23 protein-coding genes and 1 pseudogene are annotated in these 23,544 nt (G+C 64.5%); 7 read left to right on the top strand and 17 right to left on the bottom strand.

The annotated features are described in order from the left end of the window. Positions 1-71 precede the first annotated feature (71 nt). From KIT89_RS13170 to ccsB, 4 genes are read left to right on the top strand one after another with little or no spacing between them, the layout of a single operon-like run. A complete protein-coding gene (locus KIT89_RS13170; protein WP_297602328.1) occupies positions 72-686 on the top strand; it encodes a TlpA disulfide reductase family protein in 615 nt (204 codons plus the stop codon). Then, positions 683-1,459: a cytochrome c biogenesis CcdA family protein gene (locus tag KIT89_RS13165; protein ID WP_297602327.1), complete on the top strand. Its 777-nt coding sequence runs from the start codon at positions 683-685 to the stop codon at positions 1,457-1,459. The genes KIT89_RS13170 and KIT89_RS13165 overlap by 4 nt, the downstream gene beginning before the upstream one ends. Then, complete coding sequence (locus KIT89_RS13160) at positions 1,437-3,071, top strand: cytochrome c biogenesis protein ResB (protein ID WP_297602326.1); 1,635 nt, start codon at positions 1,437-1,439, stop codon at positions 3,069-3,071. Before KIT89_RS13165 ends, KIT89_RS13160 begins: the two co-directional genes overlap by 23 nt. 12 nt (positions 3,072-3,083) lie before the next feature. Continuing rightward, positions 3,084-4,049 carry a c-type cytochrome biogenesis protein CcsB gene (gene ccsB / locus KIT89_RS13155; protein WP_297602325.1) on the top strand — a complete coding sequence of 322 codons (966 nt, stop codon included), beginning with the start codon at positions 3,084-3,086 and terminating at the stop codon, positions 4,047-4,049. Between the two features lie 781 nt (positions 4,050-4,830). On the opposite strand, the gene KIT89_RS13150 is transcribed toward ccsB, so the two are convergent. After that, a complete protein-coding gene (locus KIT89_RS13150) occupies positions 4,831-5,190 on the bottom strand; it encodes a helix-turn-helix transcriptional regulator (protein ID WP_297602324.1) in 360 nt (119 codons plus the stop codon). 81 nt (positions 5,191-5,271) lie between these two features. Here KIT89_RS13150 and KIT89_RS13145 point away from each other — a divergent pair, with 81 nt between their 5' ends. Continuing rightward, positions 5,272-7,338: a heavy metal translocating P-type ATPase gene (locus tag KIT89_RS13145; protein WP_297602323.1), complete on the top strand. Its 2,067-nt coding sequence runs from the start codon at positions 5,272-5,274 to the stop codon at positions 7,336-7,338. Between the two features lie 168 nt (positions 7,339-7,506). On the opposite strand, the gene KIT89_RS13140 is transcribed toward KIT89_RS13145, so the two are convergent. The 4 genes from KIT89_RS13140 to KIT89_RS13125 all read right to left on the bottom strand — a co-directional run bounded on the left by KIT89_RS13140 (position 7,507) and on the right by KIT89_RS13125 (position 10,073). Then, a complete protein-coding gene (locus tag KIT89_RS13140) occupies positions 7,507-7,809 on the bottom strand; it encodes a DUF6804 family protein (protein ID WP_246030953.1) in 303 nt (100 codons plus the stop codon). Positions 7,810-7,850: 41 nt separating this feature from the next. Beyond that, the gene (locus KIT89_RS13135; RefSeq protein WP_297602322.1) at positions 7,851-8,813 is read right to left on the bottom strand and encodes a cytochrome c oxidase assembly protein; all 963 of its coding nucleotides are present in this window, start codon (positions 8,811-8,813) and stop codon (positions 7,851-7,853) included. A 28-nt stretch (positions 8,814-8,841) separates the two neighbouring features. Beyond that, positions 8,842-9,513 carry a thioredoxin domain-containing protein gene (locus KIT89_RS13130; RefSeq protein WP_297602321.1) on the bottom strand — a complete coding sequence of 224 codons (672 nt, stop codon included), beginning with the start codon at positions 9,511-9,513 and terminating at the stop codon, positions 8,842-8,844. 116 nt (positions 9,514-9,629) lie between these two features. After that, positions 9,630-10,073 carry a hypothetical protein gene (locus KIT89_RS13125; RefSeq protein WP_297602320.1) on the bottom strand — a complete coding sequence of 148 codons (444 nt, stop codon included), beginning with the start codon at positions 10,071-10,073 and terminating at the stop codon, positions 9,630-9,632. Between the two features lie 103 nt (positions 10,074-10,176). Here KIT89_RS13125 and KIT89_RS13120 point away from each other — a divergent pair, with 103 nt between their 5' ends. Continuing rightward, complete coding sequence (locus KIT89_RS13120) at positions 10,177-10,794, top strand: vitamin K epoxide reductase family protein (protein WP_297602319.1); 618 nt, start codon at positions 10,177-10,179, stop codon at positions 10,792-10,794. Between the two features lie 139 nt (positions 10,795-10,933). Further along, positions 10,934-11,800: a bile acid:sodium symporter gene (locus tag KIT89_RS13115; RefSeq protein ID WP_367275876.1), complete on the top strand. Its 867-nt coding sequence runs from the start codon at positions 10,934-10,936 to the stop codon at positions 11,798-11,800. A 131-nt stretch (positions 11,801-11,931) separates the two neighbouring features. Here KIT89_RS13115 and KIT89_RS13110 read toward each other — a convergent pair. The 12 genes and pseudogenes from KIT89_RS13110 to KIT89_RS13060 all read right to left on the bottom strand — a co-directional run bounded on the left by KIT89_RS13110 (position 11,932) and on the right by KIT89_RS13060 (position 23,541). Beyond that, positions 11,932-13,112: pseudogene (locus KIT89_RS13110) on the bottom strand (IS3 family transposase). Positions 13,113-13,363: 251 nt separating this feature from the next. Next, positions 13,364-14,914, bottom strand: a complete 1,551-nt coding sequence (gene lnt, locus KIT89_RS13105) for an apolipoprotein N-acyltransferase (RefSeq protein WP_297602318.1) — start codon at positions 14,912-14,914, stop codon at positions 13,364-13,366. A 61-nt stretch (positions 14,915-14,975) separates the two neighbouring features. Continuing rightward, entirely contained in the window at positions 14,976-15,248 is a 273-nt protein-coding gene (locus KIT89_RS13100) for a hypothetical protein (protein ID WP_297602317.1), read from the bottom strand. Between the two features lie 284 nt (positions 15,249-15,532). After that, positions 15,533-15,781 carry a DUF1508 domain-containing protein gene (locus KIT89_RS13610; RefSeq protein WP_367275892.1) on the bottom strand — a complete coding sequence of 83 codons (249 nt, stop codon included), beginning with the start codon at positions 15,779-15,781 and terminating at the stop codon, positions 15,533-15,535. 553 nt (positions 15,782-16,334) lie between these two features. Continuing rightward, positions 16,335-16,652, bottom strand: a complete 318-nt coding sequence (locus tag KIT89_RS13095; protein ID WP_297602316.1) for a thioredoxin family protein — start codon at positions 16,650-16,652, stop codon at positions 16,335-16,337. Between the two features lie 11 nt (positions 16,653-16,663). Continuing rightward, positions 16,664-17,194 carry a signal peptidase II gene (locus tag KIT89_RS13090; protein ID WP_036297873.1) on the bottom strand — a complete coding sequence of 177 codons (531 nt, stop codon included), beginning with the start codon at positions 17,192-17,194 and terminating at the stop codon, positions 16,664-16,666. Beyond that, positions 17,191-17,799 carry a cadmium resistance transporter gene (locus KIT89_RS13085; protein ID WP_036297875.1) on the bottom strand — a complete coding sequence of 203 codons (609 nt, stop codon included), beginning with the start codon at positions 17,797-17,799 and terminating at the stop codon, positions 17,191-17,193. The genes KIT89_RS13090 and KIT89_RS13085 overlap by 4 nt, the downstream gene beginning before the upstream one ends. Further along, positions 17,799-19,619: a cation-translocating P-type ATPase gene (locus tag KIT89_RS13080; protein ID WP_231868264.1), complete on the bottom strand. Its 1,821-nt coding sequence runs from the start codon at positions 19,617-19,619 to the stop codon at positions 17,799-17,801. The genes KIT89_RS13085 and KIT89_RS13080 overlap by 1 nt, the downstream gene beginning before the upstream one ends. Before the next feature lie 92 nt (positions 19,620-19,711). Then, entirely contained in the window at positions 19,712-20,071 is a 360-nt protein-coding gene (locus KIT89_RS13075; RefSeq protein WP_297602315.1) for a helix-turn-helix transcriptional regulator, read from the bottom strand. A gap of 585 nt (positions 20,072-20,656) precedes the next feature. Beyond that, entirely contained in the window at positions 20,657-22,387 is a 1,731-nt protein-coding gene (locus KIT89_RS13070) for an amidohydrolase (RefSeq protein WP_297602314.1), read from the bottom strand. 17 nt (positions 22,388-22,404) lie between these two features. Then, entirely contained in the window at positions 22,405-23,385 is a 981-nt protein-coding gene (locus KIT89_RS13065; protein WP_297602313.1) for a ribonucleotide-diphosphate reductase subunit beta, read from the bottom strand. Between the two features lie 66 nt (positions 23,386-23,451). Beyond that, positions 23,452-23,541: a ribonucleotide-diphosphate reductase subunit beta gene (locus tag KIT89_RS13060; protein ID WP_297602312.1), complete on the bottom strand. Its 90-nt coding sequence runs from the start codon at positions 23,539-23,541 to the stop codon at positions 23,452-23,454. Positions 23,542-23,544 lie beyond the last annotated feature (3 nt).

Below are 23,544 nucleotides of genomic sequence, written 5' to 3'. Positions count from 1 at the left end.
CGCTTTGCTGAGACTAGCTATCAGGAGCGCGGCGCAAACTTGCTCGCGAAGGCCACCGATCTAGGAGAAGTATGAGTGCCCGCACCAGCCGACCTACCCGCCGCCTCGTCGTCGCCTTCGCGGTCGCGAGCGCCGTCGTGCTCTCTGGATGCACTGCCAACGACGGCCTCGCCGAGCAGTACCGCTCAGGCAACGGGCAGGGGTACATTTCGGGCGACGGCGCCTACACGGTCATTGCCGAGGCCGACCGAGGTGAGCCGATCGAGTTCGAGGGCGTCATCGAGACGGGCGACACGGTCTCGAGCGATGACTATCGCGGCGAGGTGCTCGTTGTGAACTTCTGGTACGCCGCGTGCCCGCCTTGCCGGCTTGAGGCCCCCGATCTTGAGGCGATCTCGCAGCAGTTCGCGCCCGACGGTGTGCGCTTTCTCGGGGTGAACATCTACGACCAGGCACCCACCGCGATGTCGTTCGCCGAGGAGTTCGGGGTGACCTACCCCTCGATTCTCGACGTCAATGACGGGTCGGTGCGTCTCGCGTTCGCGGGGCAGGTCGCGCCGAACGCCGTGCCGACCACGCTCGTGCTCGACCAGCAGGGCCGCGTCGCCGCTCGTATCTCAGGGGTCATCAGCGAGCCGAGTGTGCTGCGCTCGATGATCACCGACGTGCTCGCCGAAGACTCGTGATCGGCATCGCGGGCACTCTCGCGGGCGCGGTCAACCCAATCGGTGCGATCGTGCTGAGCGGCAACCTCCTACTCGCCGTGCCCATCGCGCTCGCCGCCGGGTTTCTCGCTTTCGCCTCGCCGTGTGTGCTGCCACTCGTACCTGGCTACCTCGCCTACATCGGCGGCGTCACGAGCAGCAGCGAACTCGAGCAACGGCGGGGCCGCCTGCTGCTGGGTGTGATGCTCTTCGTGGTGGGGTACAGCCTCGTCTTCGTGAGCTTCTCGATCGTCTTCGCCACAGCGGGTCTGCTGTTGCTGCCCTGGATCGATGTCATCACCCGCGTCGCGGGCGTCATCGTGATTCTCATGGGGCTCGTCTTCATCGGACAGGTGTCGTTCCTGCAGCGCTCGCTCGCGCCGCGCATCCAGGTCGCCACGGGGCTCGGAGGCGCCCCGCTGCTCGGCATCGTGTTCGGGCTCGGCTGGGCGCCGTGCATCGGCCCCACGCTCATCGCGGTCAACGCGCTCGTCATCAACGAGGGCGATATCGGGCGCGCAGCGATCATCGCGCTCGCCTACTGTCTCGGGCTGGGTATCCCGTTTCTCCTCGTCGCCTTCGGTTTCCGCTGGGTGGCGGGCGCGACCGACTGGCTCAAGCGCAACATCCGAGTCATCAACATCGTCGGCGGCGCCCTGTTGATTGTCATCGGTATCGCCATGGTCACGGGCCTCTGGCAGCAGTTCATTTCGAGCCTCGGGGCGGTGATCAGTGGAACCGTTACGCCCCTCTGACCATTTCGACAGCGAGGCACCGACACGGTCGGCGACGATCGCGCAGCCGAAGCTGAATGCCTTCGGCTGGTTGCGGTTCGCCTGGCGTCAGCTCACGAGCATGCGCACGGCACTCGTACTACTGCTGCTGCTCGCGGTCGCGGCGATTCCTGGGTCGCTTGTGCCGCAGCGCTCGGCCGACCCCAACGGCGTCGTGCAATACGAGCGAAACAACCCCGAGTTGTTCGCTGTCTTGGACACCCTGCAGGTTTTCGACACCTACAGCTCGGTCTGGTTCTCGTCCATCTACTTGCTCCTGTTCGTTTCGCTCATCGGCTGCGTGATCCCGCGCACCCAGCACCACTGGCGGGCGCTGCGGGCCGCACCGCCCGCGACCCCTGCGCGTTTGAACCGGCTGGTCGGGTACACCGAGCGCCAGGCGGCCGGCGATGTCGCGGCGGCTCTTGAGGCCGGCGAACGGGTGCTGCGTCGAGAGGGTTTCCGTGTCGCGCGGTATGGCGACTCGATCAGCGCCGAGCGGGGCTATCTGCGCGAGACCGGCAACCTCGTCTTCCACTTCGCACTGCTCGGTGTTCTGGTGACCGTGGGGGTCGCTGGAGGGTTCGGCTACAACGGTCAGCGGGTCATTGTTCAAGGCCAGAGCTTCACGAACCAACTCACGAGCTTCGACTCATTCAGCCCCGGTCGCTTTTTTGACGAGACAAGGCTCGATCCCTTCTCGATTCGGCTTGATGACTTCGTGCCCGTCTATGACCTCGATACCACGACAGGTTTCCCAATCGCTCTCGACTTCACCGCATCAGTGACGGTGGTCGAGAACGGAGTCGAACGCACCGAGGACATCAAGGTGAACGAGCCGATCGATATCGCCGGGACGACGACGTACCTGCTGGGCAACGGGTTCGCGCCGTGGATCACGGTCTATGATGCTGAGGGAATCGCGGTCTTCAGTCAACCCGTGCCGTTCTTGCCACAGGATTCGAATCTCACGAGTCTCGGTGTCGTGAAAGTGCCTGATGGGCTTGACGAACAACTCGGCATGATCGGGTTCTTCTATCCCTCCGCCGTTCCGCTGGAATCGGGCGCCCTAACATCGATTTTTCCGCAGCCAGACCAGCCGGTGCTGACGCTCAATGCCTTCGTCGGCGACCTCAAGTTGAACGAGGGGGTGCCGCGCAGTGTCTACTCGCTCAAGACGGACGAACTGACGCAAATCACGGGCGGCGACACGGGGGTCGAGTCACTTGTTCTCGGTTTGGGCGACGCAGTCGAGTTGCCCGACGGACTTGGCTCGGTTGAGTTCACGAGCCTCCCCCGGTTCGTGAGTCTCGAAGTGCATCACGATCCGACGCAAGTCGGTGTACTGATCTCCGTCGTGCTTGCCTTCCTCGGCCTGCTCACCAGCCTCTTCGTGCCGCGCCGTCGCTTGTGGATCGTGGCCGAGAGCACCGAGGGCGGCGTGCGCCTGCAGTACGCGGGGCTCGCGCGCGGCGACGACCCCGGGCTCGAGCGAGCCGTGGGCGAGCTCGCCGACGCGCACGTGGCCACGCTTCGTGATGTGAGCGGCGAACGAGCAGCTCAGTCGACCCAGCTCCCAGCATCCCGCGCGTAGAATAGGATCCTCATGGAAACTTTCGCTGCCCTCTCGCTCGTCGCCGTGTATTCGGCTATGGGCGTGTATACCCTCGCGTTTATTCTCTTTACCTTCGATCTCGCGAAACGCAGCGCGGATCAGCCCGCGCCAGCCGCGAGGGTTACCGAATCAGAGGCGTCGGTGCGGCAGGCGGGCACCGTTTCTACAGCGGTCCGGGCGACAACGACGATGGACGCCCCGCCGACAGGCGCGACCCGGTTCCAGCGCGTAGCGTTCGCACTCGCGCTCCTCGGCTGGGTGCTGCACGTCGGCGCGACTGTGTTGCGGGGGGTCGCCGCGGGTCGTGTTCCGTGGGTCAACATGTTCGAGTTCGGCCTGACCGCAACCGCGATCGGCATGGGCGTCTTCTTGATCGCACAAGTCTGGAAAGACCTTCGCTTCCTCGGCGCCTACATCACTGGCATGACCGTGTTGGCACTCGGGATCGTGACAGTGAATTTTTACGTTGATGTGATCCCGCTTCCGCCGGCCTTGCAGTCTGTGTGGCTCGTCATCCACGTTTTTGTTGCCTCACTAGCGACGGGCTTCTTCGCTATTGGCGCCGGGCTCTCGATCATGCAACTGTTGAGCGCTCGCCGCGCCGCGCACAAGACCGAAGGCCTGCGCTTTCTCGACACGCTGCCCGGGGCGACGACGCTCGAGTCGCTCGCCTATCGCGTCAACGTCGTCGGATTCGTGTTCTGGACCTTCACCCTCATCGCCGGAGCGATCTGGGCCGAGCGCGCCTGGGGTCGCTACTGGGGCTGGGACACCAAAGAGGTGTGGACTTTCATCATCTGGACACTCTTCGCCGGCTACATTCACGCACGTGCCACGCGTGGCTGGCGTGGTGAGCGCTCGGCGTGGCTGGCGATCGTCGGCTTCTCCGCCGTGATCTTCAACTACACGATCGTCAACCTCTTCTTCAAGGGGTTGCACTCGTATTCGGGCCTATAGACACCGAAGCTGAACTGCACTGCCGCGGCTGGAGGTCCCGATTCCGGCGGGCACTGTTGGGGCTGTAGCGAGACGCTCTCACCGCATCGCACTGCTGTGCGACCGTGACGCCATCTTGCCGGGAGTCATCGTCGACCATGGCGATGCGCTGGCCCTCCATTGAGGAGCGGTCCGTGGCGAAAATTGACCACGACACGGCCGAGAAGACTCGAAGTGACGCCGCCCGCAATGCGGGCTTCCAAGCTCGAATAGACAGGCCGTTCACCGAGACGAAAGCGGCTCGCGAGAAATAGGCCGAAGCCACCGAGAAGCTCGAGGAGGCTGCCGCCACGCCGAAGATCAGTTTCCCCACGGCATCGATTGCGGTCGACGGCAAGAGGGCCCCGCGACCACTTCACCTCTGCAAAAGCAACTCACGGTGACGGCAGACGGCCTGGTCGGTTCGCAAACTGTCAAGCGATGCCGACGCCGTCTCAGCGTGATTCGCTGCCGCCTTCTATCGTGAAAACAGATAACGCGCTTCCCCAGCAGAAATCAGACTATTTGGATTCGTGCGACAGGCTACAAAACGGGTGAGTCCCGCGCAGAGATTGCAGTGGTTGAGGGACGACTCAGCCGAGCGCGATCAGACCCGAGCCCCTCCCCGGCGGCTACTCGCGCACACGGTGAAGAGTACGCCGCTGGTCGCAGTGACCTCGATGAGGTCGTGGCGCGCGGTCGAGCTCGATACGGACTGAACTAGCGTCGTGCAGGGACCGACAATCGGGTCTGGACCCTCGGACTAAATCGATAGACCGCCGGAGCCTCGCTCGCCAATCCGCGGTAGGTGCACCACGTGACCAACCGCGTCGTCGAGCAGGTCGACGACGTGCTCGTCGAACAGCGAATAGAAGATGTGGCGCCCCTGGCGGTCGCCGTCCACCAGGCTGAGGTGCCGCAAGAGTCGCAGGTGGTTCGACACCGTCGTCTGCCCGATTCCGAGCCGTTCGGTCAGCTCAGTGACGGTGATTGGTCCCCCGCGCAGTGCGCTCAGAATCCGTAGCCTCACCGGTGAGGCGAGGGCCTGCATAAGCTCGGCAAGTCGTTCCGCGTCATACTTGCTCAGCAGATCATGCTGGTGTGCTGCCTCCGGCGTTCTCACACGCACCATTCTGCCCGACGAGCCAGTGACGGGAGTGATTACTCCCAATACATCAAGATGTTGTGATGTATAGTGGCAATCATGACGCGACCCAGATCCACCACGACGACCACCGCCGCGGCGAAGCCCGACGAAGAACATGCTCACGGCTCCTCCCGCATCGAGTTGTGGTTCGCTATCGCCGCAGGCGCAACCTACGGGGCTGGCATGATCTCAGAACTAGCGTTCGGCCTGCCCACGGTCGGTCTGCCGCTTGCCTTCTTCCTCGGCACCTACTTCTTCGGCGGGTTCTTCACGATCCGCGGCGCGATCTCCTCGACTCTGCGGGGTAAGTTCGAGGTCGACTTCCTCATGCTGGTCGCAGCGATCGGCGCCGCCCTGATCGGAAGATGGGCCGAAGGTGCCGTGCTGCTGTTCCTCTTCAGCCTCGGTCACGCGCTCGAGGAGTATGCGCTGAGCCGGGCGAAGAAGTCGATCGAGTCCCTCGCCGAACTCGCACCGCGCACGGCGCTGGTGCGACGCAACGGCGGTGAGCCCGTCGAGTTGCCCGTGCAAGAGATCAATATCGGCGACATCGTGGTGGTGCGCCCCAACTCGCGCATCCCCTCCGACGGGTTCGTGGTTTTGGGCGTCTCGGCCGTCGACCAGTCCGCCGTCACCGGCGAGTCGATCCCGGTCGAGAAATCGCCGGTCGACGACCCCGAGCGCGCGTTGCGCAACTCCAACACCTTGCCGGCGGCAAACCGCGTGTTTGCTGGCACGGTCAACGGCGCAGGAGCGCTCGAGATCGAGGTGACGGCTACCGCCGCCGACTCGACGCTCAGCAAAGTTATCGAGATGGTGCGCACCGCGGACCAGGCGAAGTCGCCGACTCAGCAGTTCATTGACACGTTCCAACGCTGGTACGTGCCGATCGTCATCGTCGGAGTGGCAGTCACGCTCGGGGCATCGCTCTGGGGGTTCGGGCAGGAGTTCCCCGACGCGTTCTATCTCGCTATGACTGTGTTGGTCGCCGCGAGCCCGTGTGCGCTCGCGATCGCCACACCGAGCGCCGTGCTCGCCGGGGTCGCGCGCGCCGCGCGGGCCGGTGTGCTCGTCAAGGGCGGCGGCCCGCTCGAGACACTCGGCCGCGTCACGACTATGGCCTTCGACAAGACCGGAACCCTCACCTGGGGCGAACCGCGCGTCAGCTCGGTGATCCGTTCCGAAGGCGAAGCTGGCGAGCTGCTGGTGCCAACCCTCGTCGCGGTCGAGGCGCTCAGTGATCATCCGCTGGCCTCCGCCATCCTTCGCGATCTCGCTCCCGAGCTGGGCGAACGCGACCGCCTCGAGGTCACGGACATCACGTCGGTCGTCGGCCGTGGCGTGCGCGCGACGGTCGAGGGCGAGCTGGTCGAGGTCGGCAACCTCCGCATGTTCGACGAGCAGGGACTCACTCTGCCGCAGCCGTTGCGCGCCGAGTACGAGCGCGTACTCGACGCCGGGCAGACCATCATAATCGTGCGCCGCGTCGACCGCTTCCTCGGCATCGTCGGCGTGATGGATGTCGCGCGCGCCGAGTCCGCGCAGGTGCTGGTTGCTCTGCGCGCCGCCGGAGTGAACCAGCTCGTCATGATCTCCGGCGACAACCAGCGCGTCGCTGACGCCGTCGCCCGCGAGGTGGGCATCGACACCGCGCTCGGCGACCTGATGCCAGAGGACAAGGTGACCCACATCACCCTGCTGTCCGAGCAATCGCGACCGATCGCGATGATCGGCGACGGCGTGAATGACGCCCCGGCCATGGCCCGGGCCGACGTCGGCATCGCGATGGGTGCCGCCGGTTCGACCGTCGCCCTCGAGACCTGCGACATCGCCCTCATGAGCGACGACCTAGGCCGCGTGCCGTTCGCCGTACGCCTCAGCCGTGCCGCGAGCCGCATCATTCGCCAGAACCTGATCGCGAGCCTCGCCGTCGTGGCGTTCCTCATCATCGCCACATTCGCCGGGCTCAACATCGGCGCCGTCGTGCTCATCCACGAGGGCTCGACCCTCATCGTGGTCGCCAATGCGCTGCGCTTGCTGAACTTCGAGCGCGATAAGGAGCACCAGGGCATCGACCACGAGGATGCCCCACCGCGCAAGAAGCCCGAGCCCGTGGCGGCGTGACGCCTGCGTCGCTCCACGATGCCCTTGGCCTCCGGGTCTCTGGGCGGCAACAACACCAACTTCGTCGCCAACCTGCCCATAAAGGAGGCAACACCATTAGCGCGAGACCGACCCCGCCCGATGCTAGGCTCGTTGCCCCAAATCAGAGTGACTTCCGCGATCTGCTCACTATCGATCGTGGTCCGACACGCGAATGACAAGACCAGCGACGATGAACCCGGCGGCAGCCGCGTACTGCAACGGGAGCCAGACCGCATCCGCGAGTGCGAGCGGAATCACCGGGTTCCACACCACTGCGATCGCGGCCGGAAGTGGCAACCACCACCACTGGCGCGACTGGACCGCAAACCATCCGATAATGAGCGCGAGCACGGCGATCACGAAACTGACGACGAAAAACAGTTCATTGCCGATGGCGAAGACCCCGACAATAGCTGCGATGGCCCCCAGCAGGCCGGGTGCGAGCGCCATGCGGCGGAGAGGCTCAGGCTCGTTCGCGCGCTGCGACCGTGTCATCCGGGTTCACCAGCAGGAGAGGAATCTGAGCCACCGCGGCTGCGCAGACGCGCCAGGTACTCGTTGTAGGCGTCGAGGTCGGCATTTCCGTGCTGGTCTGCGCGAGCATCCGCCGCTGTCGCCTTGTCGGTGTCGTCTCGGAACCATCGATGGAGGATATACATGAGCACGAGCACAGTCGGCGCCTCGCCGTACGACCACGCCAAACCGCCGGCCACCCCCTGGTCGACAAGAGGATCGATACCGAGTGATGCCGGCGGGTTGGCAAAATAGTCGGTGAAGAGCGTTGGACTCATCATCAGGAAGACCCCGAAGAACGCGTGCAGGGCCACCTCGGCTGCGAGGTCTAACGCTCGCGCCGGGTACGACATGCGGATCGGAAGCGGACCGTCGCTGAGGATGGGAATGGTGAACACGATGCCAGCAATCAAGAAGACGAGTTCGAGAGAAGCGTGCCCGATGGGAAGCCCGAGGATGGGATCGAGAAGGTCCCCAAGGTAGAGGCCGTAGAACAGCAGCAGGAAGATCGAGACACTGAACACTGGGTGCAGCAGCCATCGCGTTGACCTGCTGCGCAGCGATGACAGAGACACGGCCAGCACGACTCTGCCCAGCCCGCGGTGCGGCACGCTCCGCAGCAACAGGCGCCCGGGCGAGCCGAGCACCAGAAGCGGCGGAACGAGCATCATCAGTGTCAGCTGCTCGAACATGAACACCGACAGCATCACCTGGCTGTAATCCTCAAGAGCCGAACCCGTCGTGGCCGCGATCACCCCACACCCGATGACGAAAGATATGGTGCGTGCGACCGACCAACGTCGGCCAGTAGCCCACATCCCGATCGCGCCGATGAGGTATAGCACGGCAATCGTCATCGCCGCGATCGGAAGAGCGAAGGACGTCGTCGCTGACAGGCCCAAGAACTCGTCAAGGCCGGGGGGCGCCAGGGGAGTCGTCACGAGGGTCATCAGAGTAGTCGCCTGATCGTCATCGCTGCAGCTCGGCCTCGATGGCTGCCCGGAGGTCGTCAAACGATGTCAGCTGCACTGGCCGATCGTTGAGGAAGAACGTCGGGGTCGATTGCACTCCGAGCGAAACGCCGTCCTCGAAGTCTGCTTTCACCCGCTCAAGTGTCTCGGGTGAAGCCACCGCCACGTCGTACTCGACCAGGTCGAGTCCGAGCTCGTCGGCGTACTGGCGGAAGAGATCCGCCTTCGACTCTTGCGATTCGCCCCACTGGGTCTGCGTCTCGTACATACGGGCGAACATCTCTTCAAGTTTGCCCTGCTGCGCGGCCGCTTCCACTGCGAGCGCTGCGGTTGTCGAGTTGACGTGGCCCGGTAGAGGGAAGTAGCGGAAGGCGAATGTCACTTCGCCCGCGAACTCCTCGCGAAGCTCTTCGACGACGGGGTAGAAGGCGCCGCATGCCTCGCATTCGAAGTCGAGAAACTCGACGAGGGTCGCAGCGCCCTCGCCGGCGTCATCGAGAATGTGGGTGTCGGGTTGGAGGACAGATTCACTCGGTGTGACCTCGTCGGTGCCGGGCGCCGCGGCGGGAGAGGGCGCTTGCACGATGGCGACGATGATGAAGGCGACGACGACGACGATCATGAGGCCTGTCAGCAAGAGGGAGATCTTGACGTTGGTGTTGGCGTTCACGGAAGAACCTTTCAGAGTATGGAGAGCGCACGAAAGAGAGACGCCGACTTCGACGGCGCGAGAGGAGGGTGCCGCTGGCGTCACGTGATGAGCGACGACGGACGGCCCGGTGGCTCTTAAGTGCGAATGACGCAGAGTGCTAGTCGGTCAGGTCCGTCGATATTGATGCGAAGGCGCGCGGACAGCAGATGAGTTGCGTGCTCGTGTATGCGTCGTCGCGGTGAGCCCACAGTCGATCCAGCTCGAAAGATGTGGACAAGCAACACGAGCAGGGCGACGATCGAGCACGTCAGGAGTACCAAGTCACCGGTGGACCACTCATTGCCCTCACTGGCGGCGCCGGCCGTCGACATCGACAAGTCGGTTTTGACGCCACTCGCGTCTCGAACGTCAAAGACCGTCGCAGAGCCGGGGCTAACTGATGCGCCGATGTTTTCGATGTGGTCGGCTGTCATAGCTCCGACAGCGAACAGGATCCCTGCGACAAAAACCAGAAGCAGGCGACGAGCGAAGACGAAAGCTTCGTGCGCCGCACGGCGCTCTCCGTTCAAGGCTTCCACCGCTCTATCGTACCCGTGGACCTTCGAGTCGTCTGCGGAGGGGCAAACCTTAGACTCGAAGCGAGAGGTGAGGTGGCGAGTGGTCACAACGAGAGAACCATCGATGGTCGATCTTCAGGCTGATGTTCGAGCCGCGAGCGACGTGCGCTCATGGCTTCCATTGTCAATCTTGTTGATCATTGGTGGAGCGATCGGCTGGTTGGCATCGACCGCACTGTTGATCGAGCGGGTTCGTTCTTTGCAGAACCCGCAGGAGGCTCTTGCGTGTGACATCAGCCCCTTCGTGTCGTGCGGTGCTCTCTTCGACCGTTGGCAGGCATCTCTGCTCGGATTTCCGAACCCTGTGATCGGGGTGGCGGGTTTCGTCGCCCCGATCGTGGTCGGCCTCGCGTTGCTTGCTGGTGCCAGGTTCGCGCCGTGGTTTTGGCGAATCGTAGTTCTGGGGTTGTTCGGAGCGTGGGCCTTCGTCACCTGGCTGTTCGTGCAGAGCGCATTCGTCATCGGAGTGCTGTGCCCTTACTGCTTGGTGGTGTGGGCGGCGACAATTCCTCTGTGGTGGGCCGCCCTGGTGGTCACGATGGCCAACGGGCAGTGGAGCGGAGGAGCGACGCGCACTCTTGGTCTCGCCCTCAAGCCGTATGTGGTGGCCGTCATCGTCGCGAACTACGCGCTCATCGTCGTGACGATCGTCGTGCGGTTTCCCTACGTTTTCGTGATGTGACCACCGTGTCGCTACGCCGCGTGATCTCTTGGTGGGACTCACATCAGGTCGCGCTCTATCTGTTGGCGATCGCTGTCGGGGGCATCATCGGACTTGTCACGCCGGGCGTCGCGCCAGTCCTCGAGACGCGACGAACCCGGTGCTTGCTCTTCTCCTCTTCGCGACCTTCCTTGGCGTGCCGATCATCGAGCTCGGTAGGGCCTTTCGTGACTGGAAGTTCCTCAGCACTGTGGTGGTCGTCAACTTTGTCGTCGTTCCGATTGTTGTGTTTGGGCTATCTCGGTTTGTGGAAGATGACCAGGGGCTGTTTTTCGGGCTGCTGCTGGTGCTGCTCACGCCGTGCGTCGACTACGTCATCGTCTTCACTGGTTTAGCGGGGGGATCGAAAGCTCGATTGTTGGCAGCTACGCCATTGCTGATGCTTTTGCAGATCATGTTGCTGCCGCTTTATCTCTTGGTGATCGCCGGCCCGGACCTCACCGGACTGGTAGAGATCGAGCCTTTCGTCGAGGCGTTCGTCGTTCTGATTGTCATTCCGCTCGTCGGGGCGGCCTACGTGCAAGCCATTGCTCGTCGCTTTGCGATCGGTCGCCGAATCGAAGAGGTGATGGCGGCGGCGATGGTACCCCTCATGATGCTGACCCTCGCCGTGATCATCGGATCTCAGATCGCCGCAGTCGGTAGCGAGGCGCTCACGCTTCTCAGGTTGCTGCCGCTGTACGCGGGTTTCGCGATCATCATGCTCCTCGTGGGAGTCGGTGCGAGCCGGGTTGCAAAGCTCGACACTCCGGGCACGGGAGCAGTGATCTTCAGTGGTGTGACCCGAAACTCACTTGTCGTACTCCCACTTGCCCTCGCGCTCCCCGTGGAGCTGGCTATCGCTCCGCTGGCCGTCGTCACCCAGACTCTCGTAGAGCTTGTCGTCATGGTGCTATTCGTGCGGCTGGTGCCAGCACTCGTTCGTGGTTCCCAATCCCCCACAGTCAGCGGCAGTACTGGCAACTAGATCCCGCACGTTCGGTTTTTTCCCTGGTTTCCAGGGTGGGAATCGCCAATAGGAGCGTCACTACGCTCGACACCTCTTGATCGCGATTGGACGCGTGCGGGCGTGAGGAACGAATCGGTGACAGGTTCGGTTTAGGCCGCGAAGGATCGCGACTCGGTTAGCTTCGCTTCGAACTCGATCGGGGTCAACCCTCCGAGAGTGTCCTGGGCGCGTTGCCGGTGATACTTCCGCTCGATCCAGACCACGATCGCCAGGCGCAGCTCTTGCCTTGTCGCCCACCGTTGCTGGTTGAGGACGTTCGTTTGCAGCAGCGACCAGAAGCTCTCCATCGCTGCGTTGTCCCCGGCGGCACCGACGCGACCCATCGAGCCGACCATGTCGTGACGGCGCAACTCCCTGGCCATCGCTCGACTGCGAAACTGGCTGCCCCTATCGGCATGCAGAATGCAGCCCGCGACGTCCCCGCGTCGGGCGACGGCATTGCGCAGAGCGTCGACGGCAAGCTTCGCCGTCATTCGCTCGCTGATGGAGTAGCCGACGATCTTGTTCGAGAACACATCCTTGATCGCGCAGCAATAGAGCTTGCCCTCGGCCATCGTGCGGTGCTCGGTGATGTCGGTCAGCCATAGGCGGTTCGGAGCGTCCGCACGGAACACGCGCTGCACGTGATCGTCGAACACCGGCGGGCCAACCTTCTTGCCTTTGCCGCGCCTGCGTCGCTGTGCCGAGGAGAGAATCCCGGCCTGGGAACACAACTTCCACGCCGTCCGCCGGCTCATCCGCCAGCCCGCCCTACGGGCCTCGTCAGCGAGATATCGATAGCCGAACGTCGGGTCTTCAGCGTGGGCGTCGTGGAGCGCATTGATCCGATACGCGCGCACCACGTCCGCATCCCGGACGGGATCCTTTCTCCACCGGTAGTAGGGCTGGCGGGCGAGCTTCAAGACCCGGCACGACACCGTCACAGGGATCCCCGCTTCGGCGAGCTCAGCAACGAGCGGGTAGATCATTTTGGGGAGCCACCGAGTTTCAGATTCGCCTGCGACAGATACGCCGCAGCCTTGCGCAGGACCTCGTTCTCCTGCTCGAGGAGACGATTCCGGCGACGCAACTCTCGCATCTCGCTTGCCTCGTCGGCCGTTTGACCGGGGCGGTTGCCTTCTTCAATGTCGGCTTGGCGCAACCAGTTCTGCAACGTCGCTTCGCTGATACCGAAATCAGTGGCGATCTGTTTGAGCGTGACGCCGCTTTCGCGGCGTCGGGCGACCGCGACGACGTCCTCGCGGAACTCTCTGGGATAGGGACTGGGCATGATGACATCCTTCCCGTCAGAGCCCTGCGGCACTAACGATCAGTTGTCACCGATTCGTTCCTCACGCCCTGCCGCTCCATGGGCGATCTTCCAGCCGCCTTCAGTTTTCAGGCATCGGTCGACGCAAGTACCAGCACTTTCGAACAAGATTCCGTCGTTCAGTGGCACGTGAGCAGGGGCATTGGGCCTGCGATCAGCAAGGCCCCACCCATCACACGGCTGTACAACCTGCCTGGGCGCTGCAAACTAGGTCAGCAGGTCGATTCCGTCGAGAGACCGAGCATCGGGTGCGGGCGTGCGATTCGTCTTCTCGGGGTCGAGGCATTCGGGCGTGGGATGCGGTGCAGGATGCCGAACACCATCAGTCCGCCGATCGCCATGAGGGTGATTCCGGTGGTGATCGCAGGTCCAAGGATGCTGGCGGGGGTCAGTCCGGTGCGCAAGGGGACGGTTGTCACGGCAGCGGCGGCAATGTCCACTCCGGCGGAGGCGATAGTGGTGCCGTCGGGGGCAATGACCTGGCTGGTGCCCACGGTGGAGACGTTGACGACGGAGCGGCCAGTCTCGATCGCGCGCATGCGCGCGAAGGCGAGCTGTTGGAGGTTCTCGTCGGTGCCGCGGAAGTCAGCATTGTTCGTTTGGAACACGTACACCTGCGCACCCTGACGGGCACCCTCCCAGATCACAGAGTCGTAGATCACGTCGAAGCAAATCGCCAATCCCACCCCGATTCCGTTCACGGTGACAGCGGGCGGGTTCGTGCCGGGGGTGTATTCGCGTTGGATGAGACCGATCAGGTCGGGGGCGAGAAGTTCGTAAAACCAGCGGTCGGGTACATATTCTCCAAACGGGACCGGGTTTACCTTGTCGTGCAGCTGCCGCCCCACGTCGCCTTGGGTCCACAGAATCGAGGTGTTGAACACGTTGCCCCCTCGGGCGGTGGCGGCATTCACCAACACAGGGGCGCCCGCCCTAGCGGTCAGCTCGTCGAGCGCCGCCGCGGTGCGGCGGTCCTGGAGCGGGTCACTGTCGACGCTGCCTTCCGGCCACACCAGTAGGTCCATAGGTTGCCCGAGGACGGGTACGGTCGCGGCGGTCTGCGCGGTGAGCACGTCACCAGATGAGCGGTCGTCAAAGTAACCGGTGGGTCCGTTCCCCTGCACCCACCCAACCTGAAACGATCCGGCGTCGCTGGTGGGGAACGCCGGCACTAGCAGCAGACCCATCCCAATCACGGCGGCGGGTAGCGCGCTGGCCGGGTGGTGGATGCCGCCTGCGCGGCCCCACTGCAGAAGGGCGGCGCACCCAACCGCAATGAGAAACGACAGCCCGGTGACGCCGGTCCAGGACGCTACCTCCGGGAACGGCCCGTCGACTTGAGTCATCCCGAGCCGGGCCCACGGGAACCCCGTATACGGCCATGCACCCATCACCACTTCCCTGGCCGTCCACAACCCGCCGATCAGCGCGGGAACTGCGACCAGCTGCACAGTGCCCCGCTCCCGGTAGCGTGCGCTCCACTGGTAGGCGAGCGCGATCGGGATCGCGCCGAATCCGAACAGGACGGCTTCTAGGCCCGCGAGAGCGACCCAGGGGACCGGGCCGAGGTAGACGCCGACCCACACCAAGTGGGTGGCGTAAAACACGACGCCATATACGGTACCGACCAGCATCGCCCCACCGGCGCTGCGGCCGATCAGTGTCATCAGGGCGAGGGTGACGCTGACGAAAGTGAGCGGCCACCACCCAACCGCGGGGGTCGCCAGATCCAACGAGAACCCCGCGACAGCCGAGACCAGCACAGCCGCCCACCATGGCAGCAGGGGGCGGGCAAGGGCCGTCACTGCTGGGGGGTGGGCCGTGTCAGTTGGCGATGGCGCGGCTGAGAACATCGGTGACATCGGTGAGGGAGTTCAGCTCGCGCTTTTCGCCGTCCACGCAAAACATCGAGGTGCCCCGTACTTGCATCGCATTCCCCTCGGCGACATCTTCCCCGATCCGAGTGGTCGTGGCAGTGTCGGCGACGGTCTGATCGGAGGCGGCCGTGTCCAGGCCGTGCTCCTCGGAGAAGGTACCGAACAAGTCCAATTTTGACACCTGCTGATCGTCCCACTCGGCCAGCGTCTTGAGCATCATGTCTACATTTCTACAGCACGAACCTGATGCGCGGCGGTCTCGACGGCGAGGGCCACGATCGTGGATCCGAAGCGGCTGAGAGTCGAATACGGAATCGCCCCGGGTTCTATGGACGGCAAATTCTCCCGAAAACGGCTACCAACATGGTCGCAACTATCGAAACATAAATGGCCAAAGAAACATTTAGACCTTCAGAGCATGGTGCCACAGCCGCAATCGAGAAGATCTCTTAGTTGGGCCTCGGGGCTTCAAACCCGATGCCATGAGCGCAGTAGGTGCCAGCGTTAGGGCCCAGGCGCATATCGTGCGTTGTCTCTCACGTTCACAGCGGCCCGCTCCGCGTTGGACTTCGAGTCGAAGCTTTCCCCGGAGGCGGCCACTTTGTCGCTCGCCCGCCGCGCGCGCCAACGCCAGTTTCCTCCGGTGTCGGCGTAGACCTCGTAACTTGCCGTGGCAGCGCCCGCTTTGAACGCGAGTGCTGCCCTCCTGGCGTTCGACTCCGAAGCGAAAGTCTCCCCAGCCCAAGCGGCCATTTCGTCGTTTGCTCCGAACAGCCACCAACTTGGGTCACCACTCGTGTTGTTGCCGACGTAGAATCGCATCGCCATAATCGTCTCAGCCCTCCATTCGCCATCGCAGCCGAGAGTACCTCTTGGATGAAGTAGGGCCGCTAGTTTCAAGTGCGAACGCTCAGTCGAAGCTTCCCCCGGAAGCGGCCACTTAGTCGCTTAGTCGCTCGACCGCCAGCCGCGCCAACGCCAGTTTCCTATCGAACTCCCCGAAATCCTCGCGAATGCGATAGTCAACCTCGTCGACGCATCCATGAGGCATCCCCAGGGATGGCCCTTCCCCGGCCGGAACCCGGGCCGTCACCTCACCCCGGGGCCGCTCAGCCGTAGCCTTCGCGCCGAAGGCCTGCTTGCCGGGAGCGCCCGCACGACAGCGCTCATCGAGCTCACCCGGCAACTGCATCCCCGGATCGTCTCGGATCTCCTCGGCATCACGACGGCATCCGCTGCCTCATGGTCGCGTCTCGCCGGTGGCGAGTGGTCCGATTACCCGGCTCTCCGCTCCACCCACCCCTGATCAAGCATCACCCGTCAGAGCCGGGCCGGAAATCGCTTCGCACAGTTGCTCGACGGTCGGAGAGCCTCCCAGCCCGGCAGGGGTACGGAACACCCGGCAGGCGAGCCCGACCGGCGTGTGCTCGTCGGCGAAGGGATCGACGCCGTCGACGAGGACGGTCGGTGACCCGTGGAATCCGAGGCGCTCGGCGTCCTCGGCGGTCTCGACCAACTGTCGTGTGACGCGGATATCTGATCGACCGTCGAGCAGCTCAGCAAGCCGGCGGTCGAGTACTTCCCAGTTCGGGCAGCCGTCGAAGTACTGCAGGGTGATCTCCATGGTTGGCCCTCTCAGTTCTCGGTGCCGCGGAGCATCAGGAGCGCTCCGGCAATCGTAGCGGTGACGATCACGATGTCGGCGAGGTTCCCGATGAACCAGTTGCCGTAGGCGAGGAAGTCGACGACGTGCCCCCGGGCGAATCCTGGTTGGCGGAAAAGCCGGTCGCCGGCGTGCGAAGCAGCGGCCCCGCCGAGCGCACCGATCACGATCGCCCACCCGGGGCGTCGGACCCGGAACGCGAACACGATCGCGGTGGCCGTGGCCGCGACGGCGATGAGAGCGAACACCCAGGTGAAGCTCTCCCCGAAGGAGAACGCCGCGCCGGGGTTGTACGCGAGCTGCAGGCCCAACAGGTCGCCGATCAGCGGGATGCGCTCGTGCTCCGACAGGGTGGCCTCGGCCCACACTTTCGTTCCCTGATCGATCACGACGACGACCACGGCGATCAGAAGCGCCCAGGCAGTGAGCCGCCAGCGTCCTCTCTGCGGACGCTCTCCCGACGCCGATGCCGACTCAACGTCGGTATTCGTGTCCGGGGTCATGCGAGGGCCTCGAAGAGACGGACGATAACGCCGGATTCAATGAGGATGAACAGGCCCAGGCCGATGAACACGACGGGGACGAGCCAGTGCTCGACACGTTCGAGCGTTTCGGTGACGGCCTTGTGGGTGCCGATCAGTCGCCCGGCAGCGCACCAGACGGCGACGAGGATCAGGAACACGACGATCATGACCGCGACGTCGCCGGGCGAGCTGGTGCGGAAGATCGGCGTGTAGAGGGAGATGTTGTCGGCCCCGTTGGCGATCGTGATCCCGGCGACCCCCCATAGTCCGACCGCGGTGATCTTGGAGTCGTCATCATCGTCGTCGCCGTTACGGCGCAGGCCGCGAATGAGCGTCCAGATGCCGATGCCGAGCGGGATCAGACCCAGGAAGCCGACCCATTCGTCCGGGACGATCGTGAGACCGAGCGCGGCGATCACGCTGATCACGACGAGTGTGATGAACCCGAGGTACTGGCCTGCGACGATCTGCCACGGTCGCGGCTTTCCCCGGCTGGAGGCGAGGAACAGCACGGTGAGCACGACGATGTCGTCGATGTTGGTCGCCGCGAACAGGCCGATCGCCGACCCGATGGTTGCGAGCATCAGCTTTCCATTCGTGGTGTGCGGGTGCGTGCGGCGCGCAGGCCGTTGAGGATCACGATGACCTCCGCGACCTCGTGGACCAGGACGACAGCCGCGAGCCCCAGGACCCCGAAGAGCGCGAGCGGGAGCAGTGCGGTGATGATCAGCAGGGACAGGATGATGTTCTGGTTGATGATCCGCCGGCCCCGCCGCGCGTGATCGAACGCCCGCGGGATGAGCCGCAGATCATGACCCGTGAAGGCCACGTCCGCAGACTCGATCGCCGCATCGGAGCCGGTCGCTCCCATCGCGATGCCGATGTCCGCGGACGCCAGGGCCGGGGCGTCGTTGATGCCGTCACCGATCATCGCGACCGATCCCGCCTTCGACAACTCGCCGATCGCGGTCGCCTTGTCCTCAGGGCGCAGCTCCGCGCGCACATCAGCGATCCCGGCCTGCGCAGCCAGCGCACGAGCGGTGCGGGCGTTGTCCCCGGTGAGCATCGTCATGCCGACGCCCTGATCCGCAAGCGTGCGGACCACCTCGGGGACTTCCGGACGCAGCTCGTCGCGGACGCCGATCGCCGCGACCGGTGCCTCGTCGCGGTGCACGATCACGACAGTCATGCCCTGCTCCTCAAGCCCTGCAACCCGGTCGCCGAGCTCGCCGGCGTCGAGCCAGCGGGGGCTGCCGACCGTGATACGAGCGCCATCGACGGTGCCGTCGATGCCGTGCCCGGCCTGCTCGGTCACATCCGCGGCCACGGGAACACCCGGGGCTGCAGCGGTGATCGCCGCCGCAAGGGGATGCGTGCTGTGCTGCTCCAGAGCCGCCGCCCAAGCCAGCGCCTGCTCCTCGGCAATGCCGTTCGCAGTGAGGACCGCGGTGACCGCGGGCTCGTTACGGGTCAGGGTGCCGGTCTTGTCGACCGCGACGTGCCGGACCGTGCCGAAGCGCTCGAAGACCGCGCCGGACTTGATGATCACGCCGAACTTGCTCGCCGCGCCGATCGCGGCAACGACGGTCAACGGCACCGAGATCGCCAGCGCGCACGGAGAGGCCGCTACCAGCACGACGAGCGCACGAGTGATCCATACCTCCGGGTCGCCCAGCAGTGACCCAATGATCGCGACGAGCGCTGCGAGAATCAGCACACCGGGTACGAGCGGGCGGGCGATCCGGTCCGCGAGACGCGCACGCTCGCCCTTCTCCGTCTGCGCTTTCTCGACCAACTCCACGATCGTCGTAAGCGAGTTATCGGTACCGGCCGCGGTCGCCTCGACCTCCAGCACGCCGGAGCTGTTAATCGCGCCGGCCGACACCGCGTCCCCGGGCTCGACCTCGACGGGGATCGACTCCCCGGTGATCGCCGAGGTGTCCAGGCTTGAGCGGCCAGAGCGGACGATCCCGTCGGTTGCGATCCGTTCGCCCGGGCGGACCACCATGACCTGGCCGACCGTCAACTCCCTCGCCGGCACCTGCGCAGAGACGCCGCTCTGCAGCACGGTCGCCGTCTCCGGCACGAGCTTCAGCAGCGCCCGCAGGCCGCCACGGGCACGGTCCATCGCCTTGTCCTCAAGCGCCTCAGCAATCGAGTACAAGAACGCCAGAGCAGCGGCCTCCTCCACATAGCCGAGGATGACCGCGCCGATCGCGCTGATCGTCATCAGCAGCCCGATCCCGAGCTTGCCCTTGAACAGCTTCCGAATCGCGCCAGGAGTGAACGTCGACGCGCCCAGCAGCAGGCCGATCCAGAACAGTACGAGCGCCGGGATCTCGAGCCCGGACCATTCAAGGATCAGACCAGCCAGGAACGCGACACCGGAGAAGACCGGCACCATGATCCGACGGTCCCTCCACCAGGGCCGCTCCACCTCTTCGGTCTCATCCTCCGCCGCAGTGGCAGGCTCGTGCTCGCAGCTACACGCCGCGCTCACGCGTCCGCCCCTGTACCGCAGCAGCCCGGCACCGTGCACGACGAGTCCACACACGGCGCGTGCTCATCGACCGCCAGCGTCACATCCACGAGCGCGACGAGCGCAGCCGCAAGATGCGGGTCAGCGATCTCGTACCGCGTCTGCCGGCCCTCCGGCTCAGCGACCACTATCCCGCAATCACGGAGGCAGGTCAGATGGTTCGAAACGTTCGAGCGTGTCAGCTCCAGCTCGCGCGAGAGCACAGCTGGGTAGCTCGGTCCTCCGAGTAGCGCCATCAGGATCCGGGAACGAGTCGGATCCGCCATTGCCCGGCCGAGCCGGTTCATGACGTTGAGGCGTGAAGCAATAGTCAGCATGCACTGAACTATACAGCACCCGCTGATCAATTATCGCTCGACCAGCAAGTGACAAAGCTAACGATTTCTCGCGAATACACGACTCGGCAGAAATCGGCGCTACTCGTGAGGCCGGCATCGAATGTGCGGATTCTCACCGCGGGCAACATTCCCCATTTTCGCACGCGCTTTCGGGACCCCCCTTGTGGCCTCTGATATGGACATCGCCGTTCAGACCCTGAAGAATCGTGCCCAATAGCCGGGCTCACGAAGCCAAAGTCAAGTTGTCTCGAAAACGATCGTCTACTGAGACCGCCCGCTGAGGCGACGACACGCCCGGGCGTCGAGTCTCAGAAGGCACTCTCAAATCTCCGAGCAGTGAGACACGACTTGTGAGCCTCAGCCGCGTGCCGACTTCCGCCTACTTACACACCGGCACCGCCGCGCAGGAAACGGCTCAATAGCGCAACAGAAACGGGGCCGCACTTGCGTTCCGTTGAGCCTCGGGCGCATCGAGGTAAGGCTCAATGGCCCGACCAGAATAAGCGCGATTACTTCACTGCCCGCAGAGACGAGTCGTCTTGCGCGCACCGGTTGCCTTGCCATTCACCCGAACACTCGCCGCCCGGCCACCCAGGTGCCGACATTCTTGGTCGCGTGGATGCTCGCTGCGAGCCCCGCGAACGGGTCGCGGTCGGTCGCGGCCAGGTCGGCGACGGCCCCAACCTCGATCACGCCGGAGACCTCGGAGTCACCCGGCCCCCGCCCGTTGATGAACGCCGAACCCGCGGTGTAAGCGTCGAGCGCCTCGGCGAGGGTGAGCGCCTCGTGCGCGAGCAACGGTTCGGGGTCGTGCTCGGGGTCGTCGGCGGGCAACTGCCGATTGACCGCGACATGAATCGCCGCCCACGGGTCGGGCGTCGAGACGGGCCAGTCGCTGCCGGCGCACAGCCGCGGGCGAACATCCGTCGGCGCAGTGCGGTGGATGCTCGCGAAGGGGTACTGGTGCCCCACCCGCTCGGGGCCGACCACGGGCGCGGTGAGTTCACGCAACTGGGGCTCGTAGCAGGCCCACAGCGCCTGGATGTTGGCCGTCACACCGAGCGCCGCGAAGCGCGCCACGTCGTCGGGGTGCACGAACTGCACGTGCGCGATGTGGTGACGCCCCGGCGTCGACCACCCGTTCGCCTCGCGCGCCGCCGCGAAACCGTCGAGAGTGTCGCGCACCGCACGATCTCCGATGGCGTGCACGTGCGCCGAGAACCCCGCGGCGTCGAGGGCGACGATCGCATCGATGAGCGCCCGGCCGCCCACGAACGGGATGCCGAGCGGGTGCTCGCCCTCTGCGAAAGCGCCGAGGTACGGCTTCAGCATCGAGGCGGTGCCGTTCTCGGGCACGCCGTCGGCCATGATCTTCACCGCTGTGAGGCGAAAGCGGGATGCTGCGCCGAGCTCACTCGCGTGCTTATCTCGCTTCGCCACGAGGTCGGGCACCTGCTCGATGCCACGGTTGCGGTCCCACCACAGCGCACCGACGACATCGGCCGTCAAGCGCCCCTCGGCGAGCGCGCGGCGGTAGACCAGTGCGGTGTCACTCGCGCCGAAGTAATCGCCCACGATCGCGTCTTGCCATGCCGTGATGCCGAGACTGTGGGCGTAGCTCTGGGCTTCGAGCAGGGCGGCGTATTCGTGGTCAGGCGTCGGTGACGGTGCGACGGCAGCCACGAGCGCGGTAGCGCCCTCGTGCAGCGTTCCCTGCGGTGAACCGTCGGGTAGTCGCTCAATGCGGCCGTCGGCCGGGTCGGGGGTCGCGGCCGTGATACCCGCGAGGGCGAGCGCGGCCGAGTTGGCCCAGGCGCCGTGGTGGTCGCGGTTGTAGAGGAAGACGGGGCGGATGGCCTCGATCGCGTCGAGCTCGGCGGCGCTCGGCGTGCCGCCAGCGAACGCGCTCATCGACCAGCCGCCGCCGGTGATCCACGCACGCGAGGCGTCGCAACCCCGGGGCGGGTTGAGCTGCGCGTAGTCGGCAATAAGCCTGGCGTAGTCCTGCGCCGAAGCGCCCTCGCTCAGATCACACCCGAGCCGTTCGAGCCCGCCCTGGATGGGGTGGAGGTGCGCGTCGATGAAACCCGCGTGCAGCATCCCGCCCGCCAGATCAACCACCTCGGTGGCCGGCCCGCGCCATGCACCGAGGTCAGCATCCACTGCCGCGATGCGGCCGTCAACGACGGCGACCTGCAGGGCAGAAGGAACAGCGTCGCGCCCCGGCCCCCGGTAGACGACTCCTCCGGTGAAGAGGGTGTCGGCGGGGGGCTCGGGGCGCGAGATCTGAGTCACACGAGCGATCGTACGACCTAGCCCTGCTTGGCGTTGACCTCGTAGGAGGTGTTCGTCGACTCAAAGAAGTTGACGAGCTGCAGGGTGTCGTTGGCGGTCGCCATCCACTTGGCCGGGTTCGACACGTTGTACTCGGTGTCGAAGCCGAGCTCTTCGAGGCGGCGGTCAGCCAGGTACTTGACGTACTGGTTGATGTAGTTGGCGTTCAACCCCAAGATGCCGTTGGGCAGCAAGTCGTGGTTGTACTGCTCTTCCATCTCGACGGCGTCAAGAATCATCTGGCGAATCTCGGCGGCGAACTCCGGCGTCTGCAGGTCAGGGTTCTCTTCGAGCACCGTCAGAATCAGGTTGATACCGAACTTGAGGTGCAGGCTCTCGTCGCGCACGATCCAGTCGACGAGCGAACCGAAGTTGCGCAGCAGATTGCGCTGGCGGAACGACAGGGCGACCATGAAGCCGCTGTAGAACCAGATGCCCTCGAGAATCACGTTGTAGGCCACGAGGTTGCGGATGAAGTCTTGCTTGCCCTCGGTGGTCGTGATGTCGAGGGTGTCTTGCGTCATGCGCGTGATGAACTTGACCTCGAACTCCTCTTTGCGCGCCATCGACGGCACGGTGACGTGGCTGTCGTAGGCCGCGGCGCGGTCGATCGGAAAGGTCTCGAGCACGTACTCGAAGCTCATGCAGTGGTTCGCTTCTTCCCACATCTGCTTCGCGAGGTAGAGGTGCGCCTCGGGAGCATTGATGTAGGGGTAGACGCCGAAAGCGAGCGCCTTGTTGACGAGCAGCTCATTCGGGTTGAAGTAGCTCATCAAGAAGGTGATGGCGTGACGCTCTTCGTCGGTCATCTTCTTGAAGTCGGCGATGTCTTCGCCGAGCTGGATCTCATTCGGAAACCAGGTGTTCGCGACAGCCTGGTCGTAGAGGTCCATGGCCCACTTGTAGGTGACCGGCTTGAGGAGCAGGCCCTCTTGAATTCCGGTTCCGAGGATTCCCATTGTCGTTGTGCGTCTTTCTCGTGGGTGGTGCGGGATAGGGGAAGTGGGGTGGATGGCGAGCGCTGCCTACTGGCAGCTCTCGCAGTGCAACTCGTCCATGGGGTCGATCGGAACCTCGTACTGGGCGATGGTGGTGCTCGTCTGCGTGGGGTTCATCAG

It is taken from the genome of Microcella sp. (genome assembly GCF_025808395.1).
In the GTDB taxonomy this organism is placed as follows: domain Bacteria; phylum Actinomycetota; class Actinomycetes; order Actinomycetales; family Microbacteriaceae; genus Microcella.
The sequence above is the reverse complement of the archived record's forward strand: the minus strand, read 5'-3'. Positions and strand labels throughout refer to the sequence as shown.

What these genes read in the sequence shown, in the direction of transcription:
- KIT89_RS13170 (WP_297602328.1), top strand. Translation starts at nt 72, where the DNA reads ATGAGTGCCCGCACCAGCCGACCTACCCGCCGCCTCGTCGTCGCCTTC.
- ccsB (WP_297602325.1), top strand. Translation starts at nt 3,084, where the DNA reads ATGGAAACTTTCGCTGCCCTCTCGCTCGTCGCCGTGTATTCGGCTATG.
- KIT89_RS13145 (WP_297602323.1), top strand. Translation starts at nt 5,272, where the DNA reads ATGACGCGACCCAGATCCACCACGACGACCACCGCCGCGGCGAAGCCC.
- KIT89_RS13140 (WP_246030953.1), bottom strand. Translation starts at nt 7,809, where the DNA reads ATGGCGCTCGCACCCGGCCTGCTGGGGGCCATCGCAGCTATTGTCGGG.
- KIT89_RS13120 (WP_297602319.1), top strand. Translation starts at nt 10,177, where the DNA reads ATGGTCGATCTTCAGGCTGATGTTCGAGCCGCGAGCGACGTGCGCTCA.
- KIT89_RS13100 (WP_297602317.1), bottom strand. Translation starts at nt 15,248, where the DNA reads ATGATGCTCAAGACGCTGGCCGAGTGGGACGATCAGCAGGTGTCAAAA.
- KIT89_RS13610 (WP_367275892.1), bottom strand. Translation starts at nt 15,781, where the DNA reads ATGGCCGCTTGGGCTGGGGAGACTTTCGCTTCGGAGTCGAACGCCAGG.
- KIT89_RS13095 (WP_297602316.1), bottom strand. Translation starts at nt 16,652, where the DNA reads ATGGAGATCACCCTGCAGTACTTCGACGGCTGCCCGAACTGGGAAGTA.
- KIT89_RS13090 (WP_036297873.1), bottom strand. Translation starts at nt 17,194, where the DNA reads ATGACCCCGGACACGAATACCGACGTTGAGTCGGCATCGGCGTCGGGA.
- KIT89_RS13085 (WP_036297875.1), bottom strand. Translation starts at nt 17,799, where the DNA reads ATGCTCGCAACCATCGGGTCGGCGATCGGCCTGTTCGCGGCGACCAAC.
- KIT89_RS13080 (WP_231868264.1), bottom strand. Translation starts at nt 19,619, where the DNA reads ATGGTGCCGGTCTTCTCCGGTGTCGCGTTCCTGGCTGGTCTGATCCTT.
- KIT89_RS13075 (WP_297602315.1), bottom strand. Translation starts at nt 20,071, where the DNA reads ATGCTGACTATTGCTTCACGCCTCAACGTCATGAACCGGCTCGGCCGG.
- KIT89_RS13065 (WP_297602313.1), bottom strand. Translation starts at nt 23,385, where the DNA reads ATGGGAATCCTCGGAACCGGAATTCAAGAGGGCCTGCTCCTCAAGCCG.
- KIT89_RS13060 (WP_297602312.1), bottom strand. Translation starts at nt 23,541, where the DNA reads ATGAACCCCACGCAGACGAGCACCACCATCGCCCAGTACGAGGTTCCG.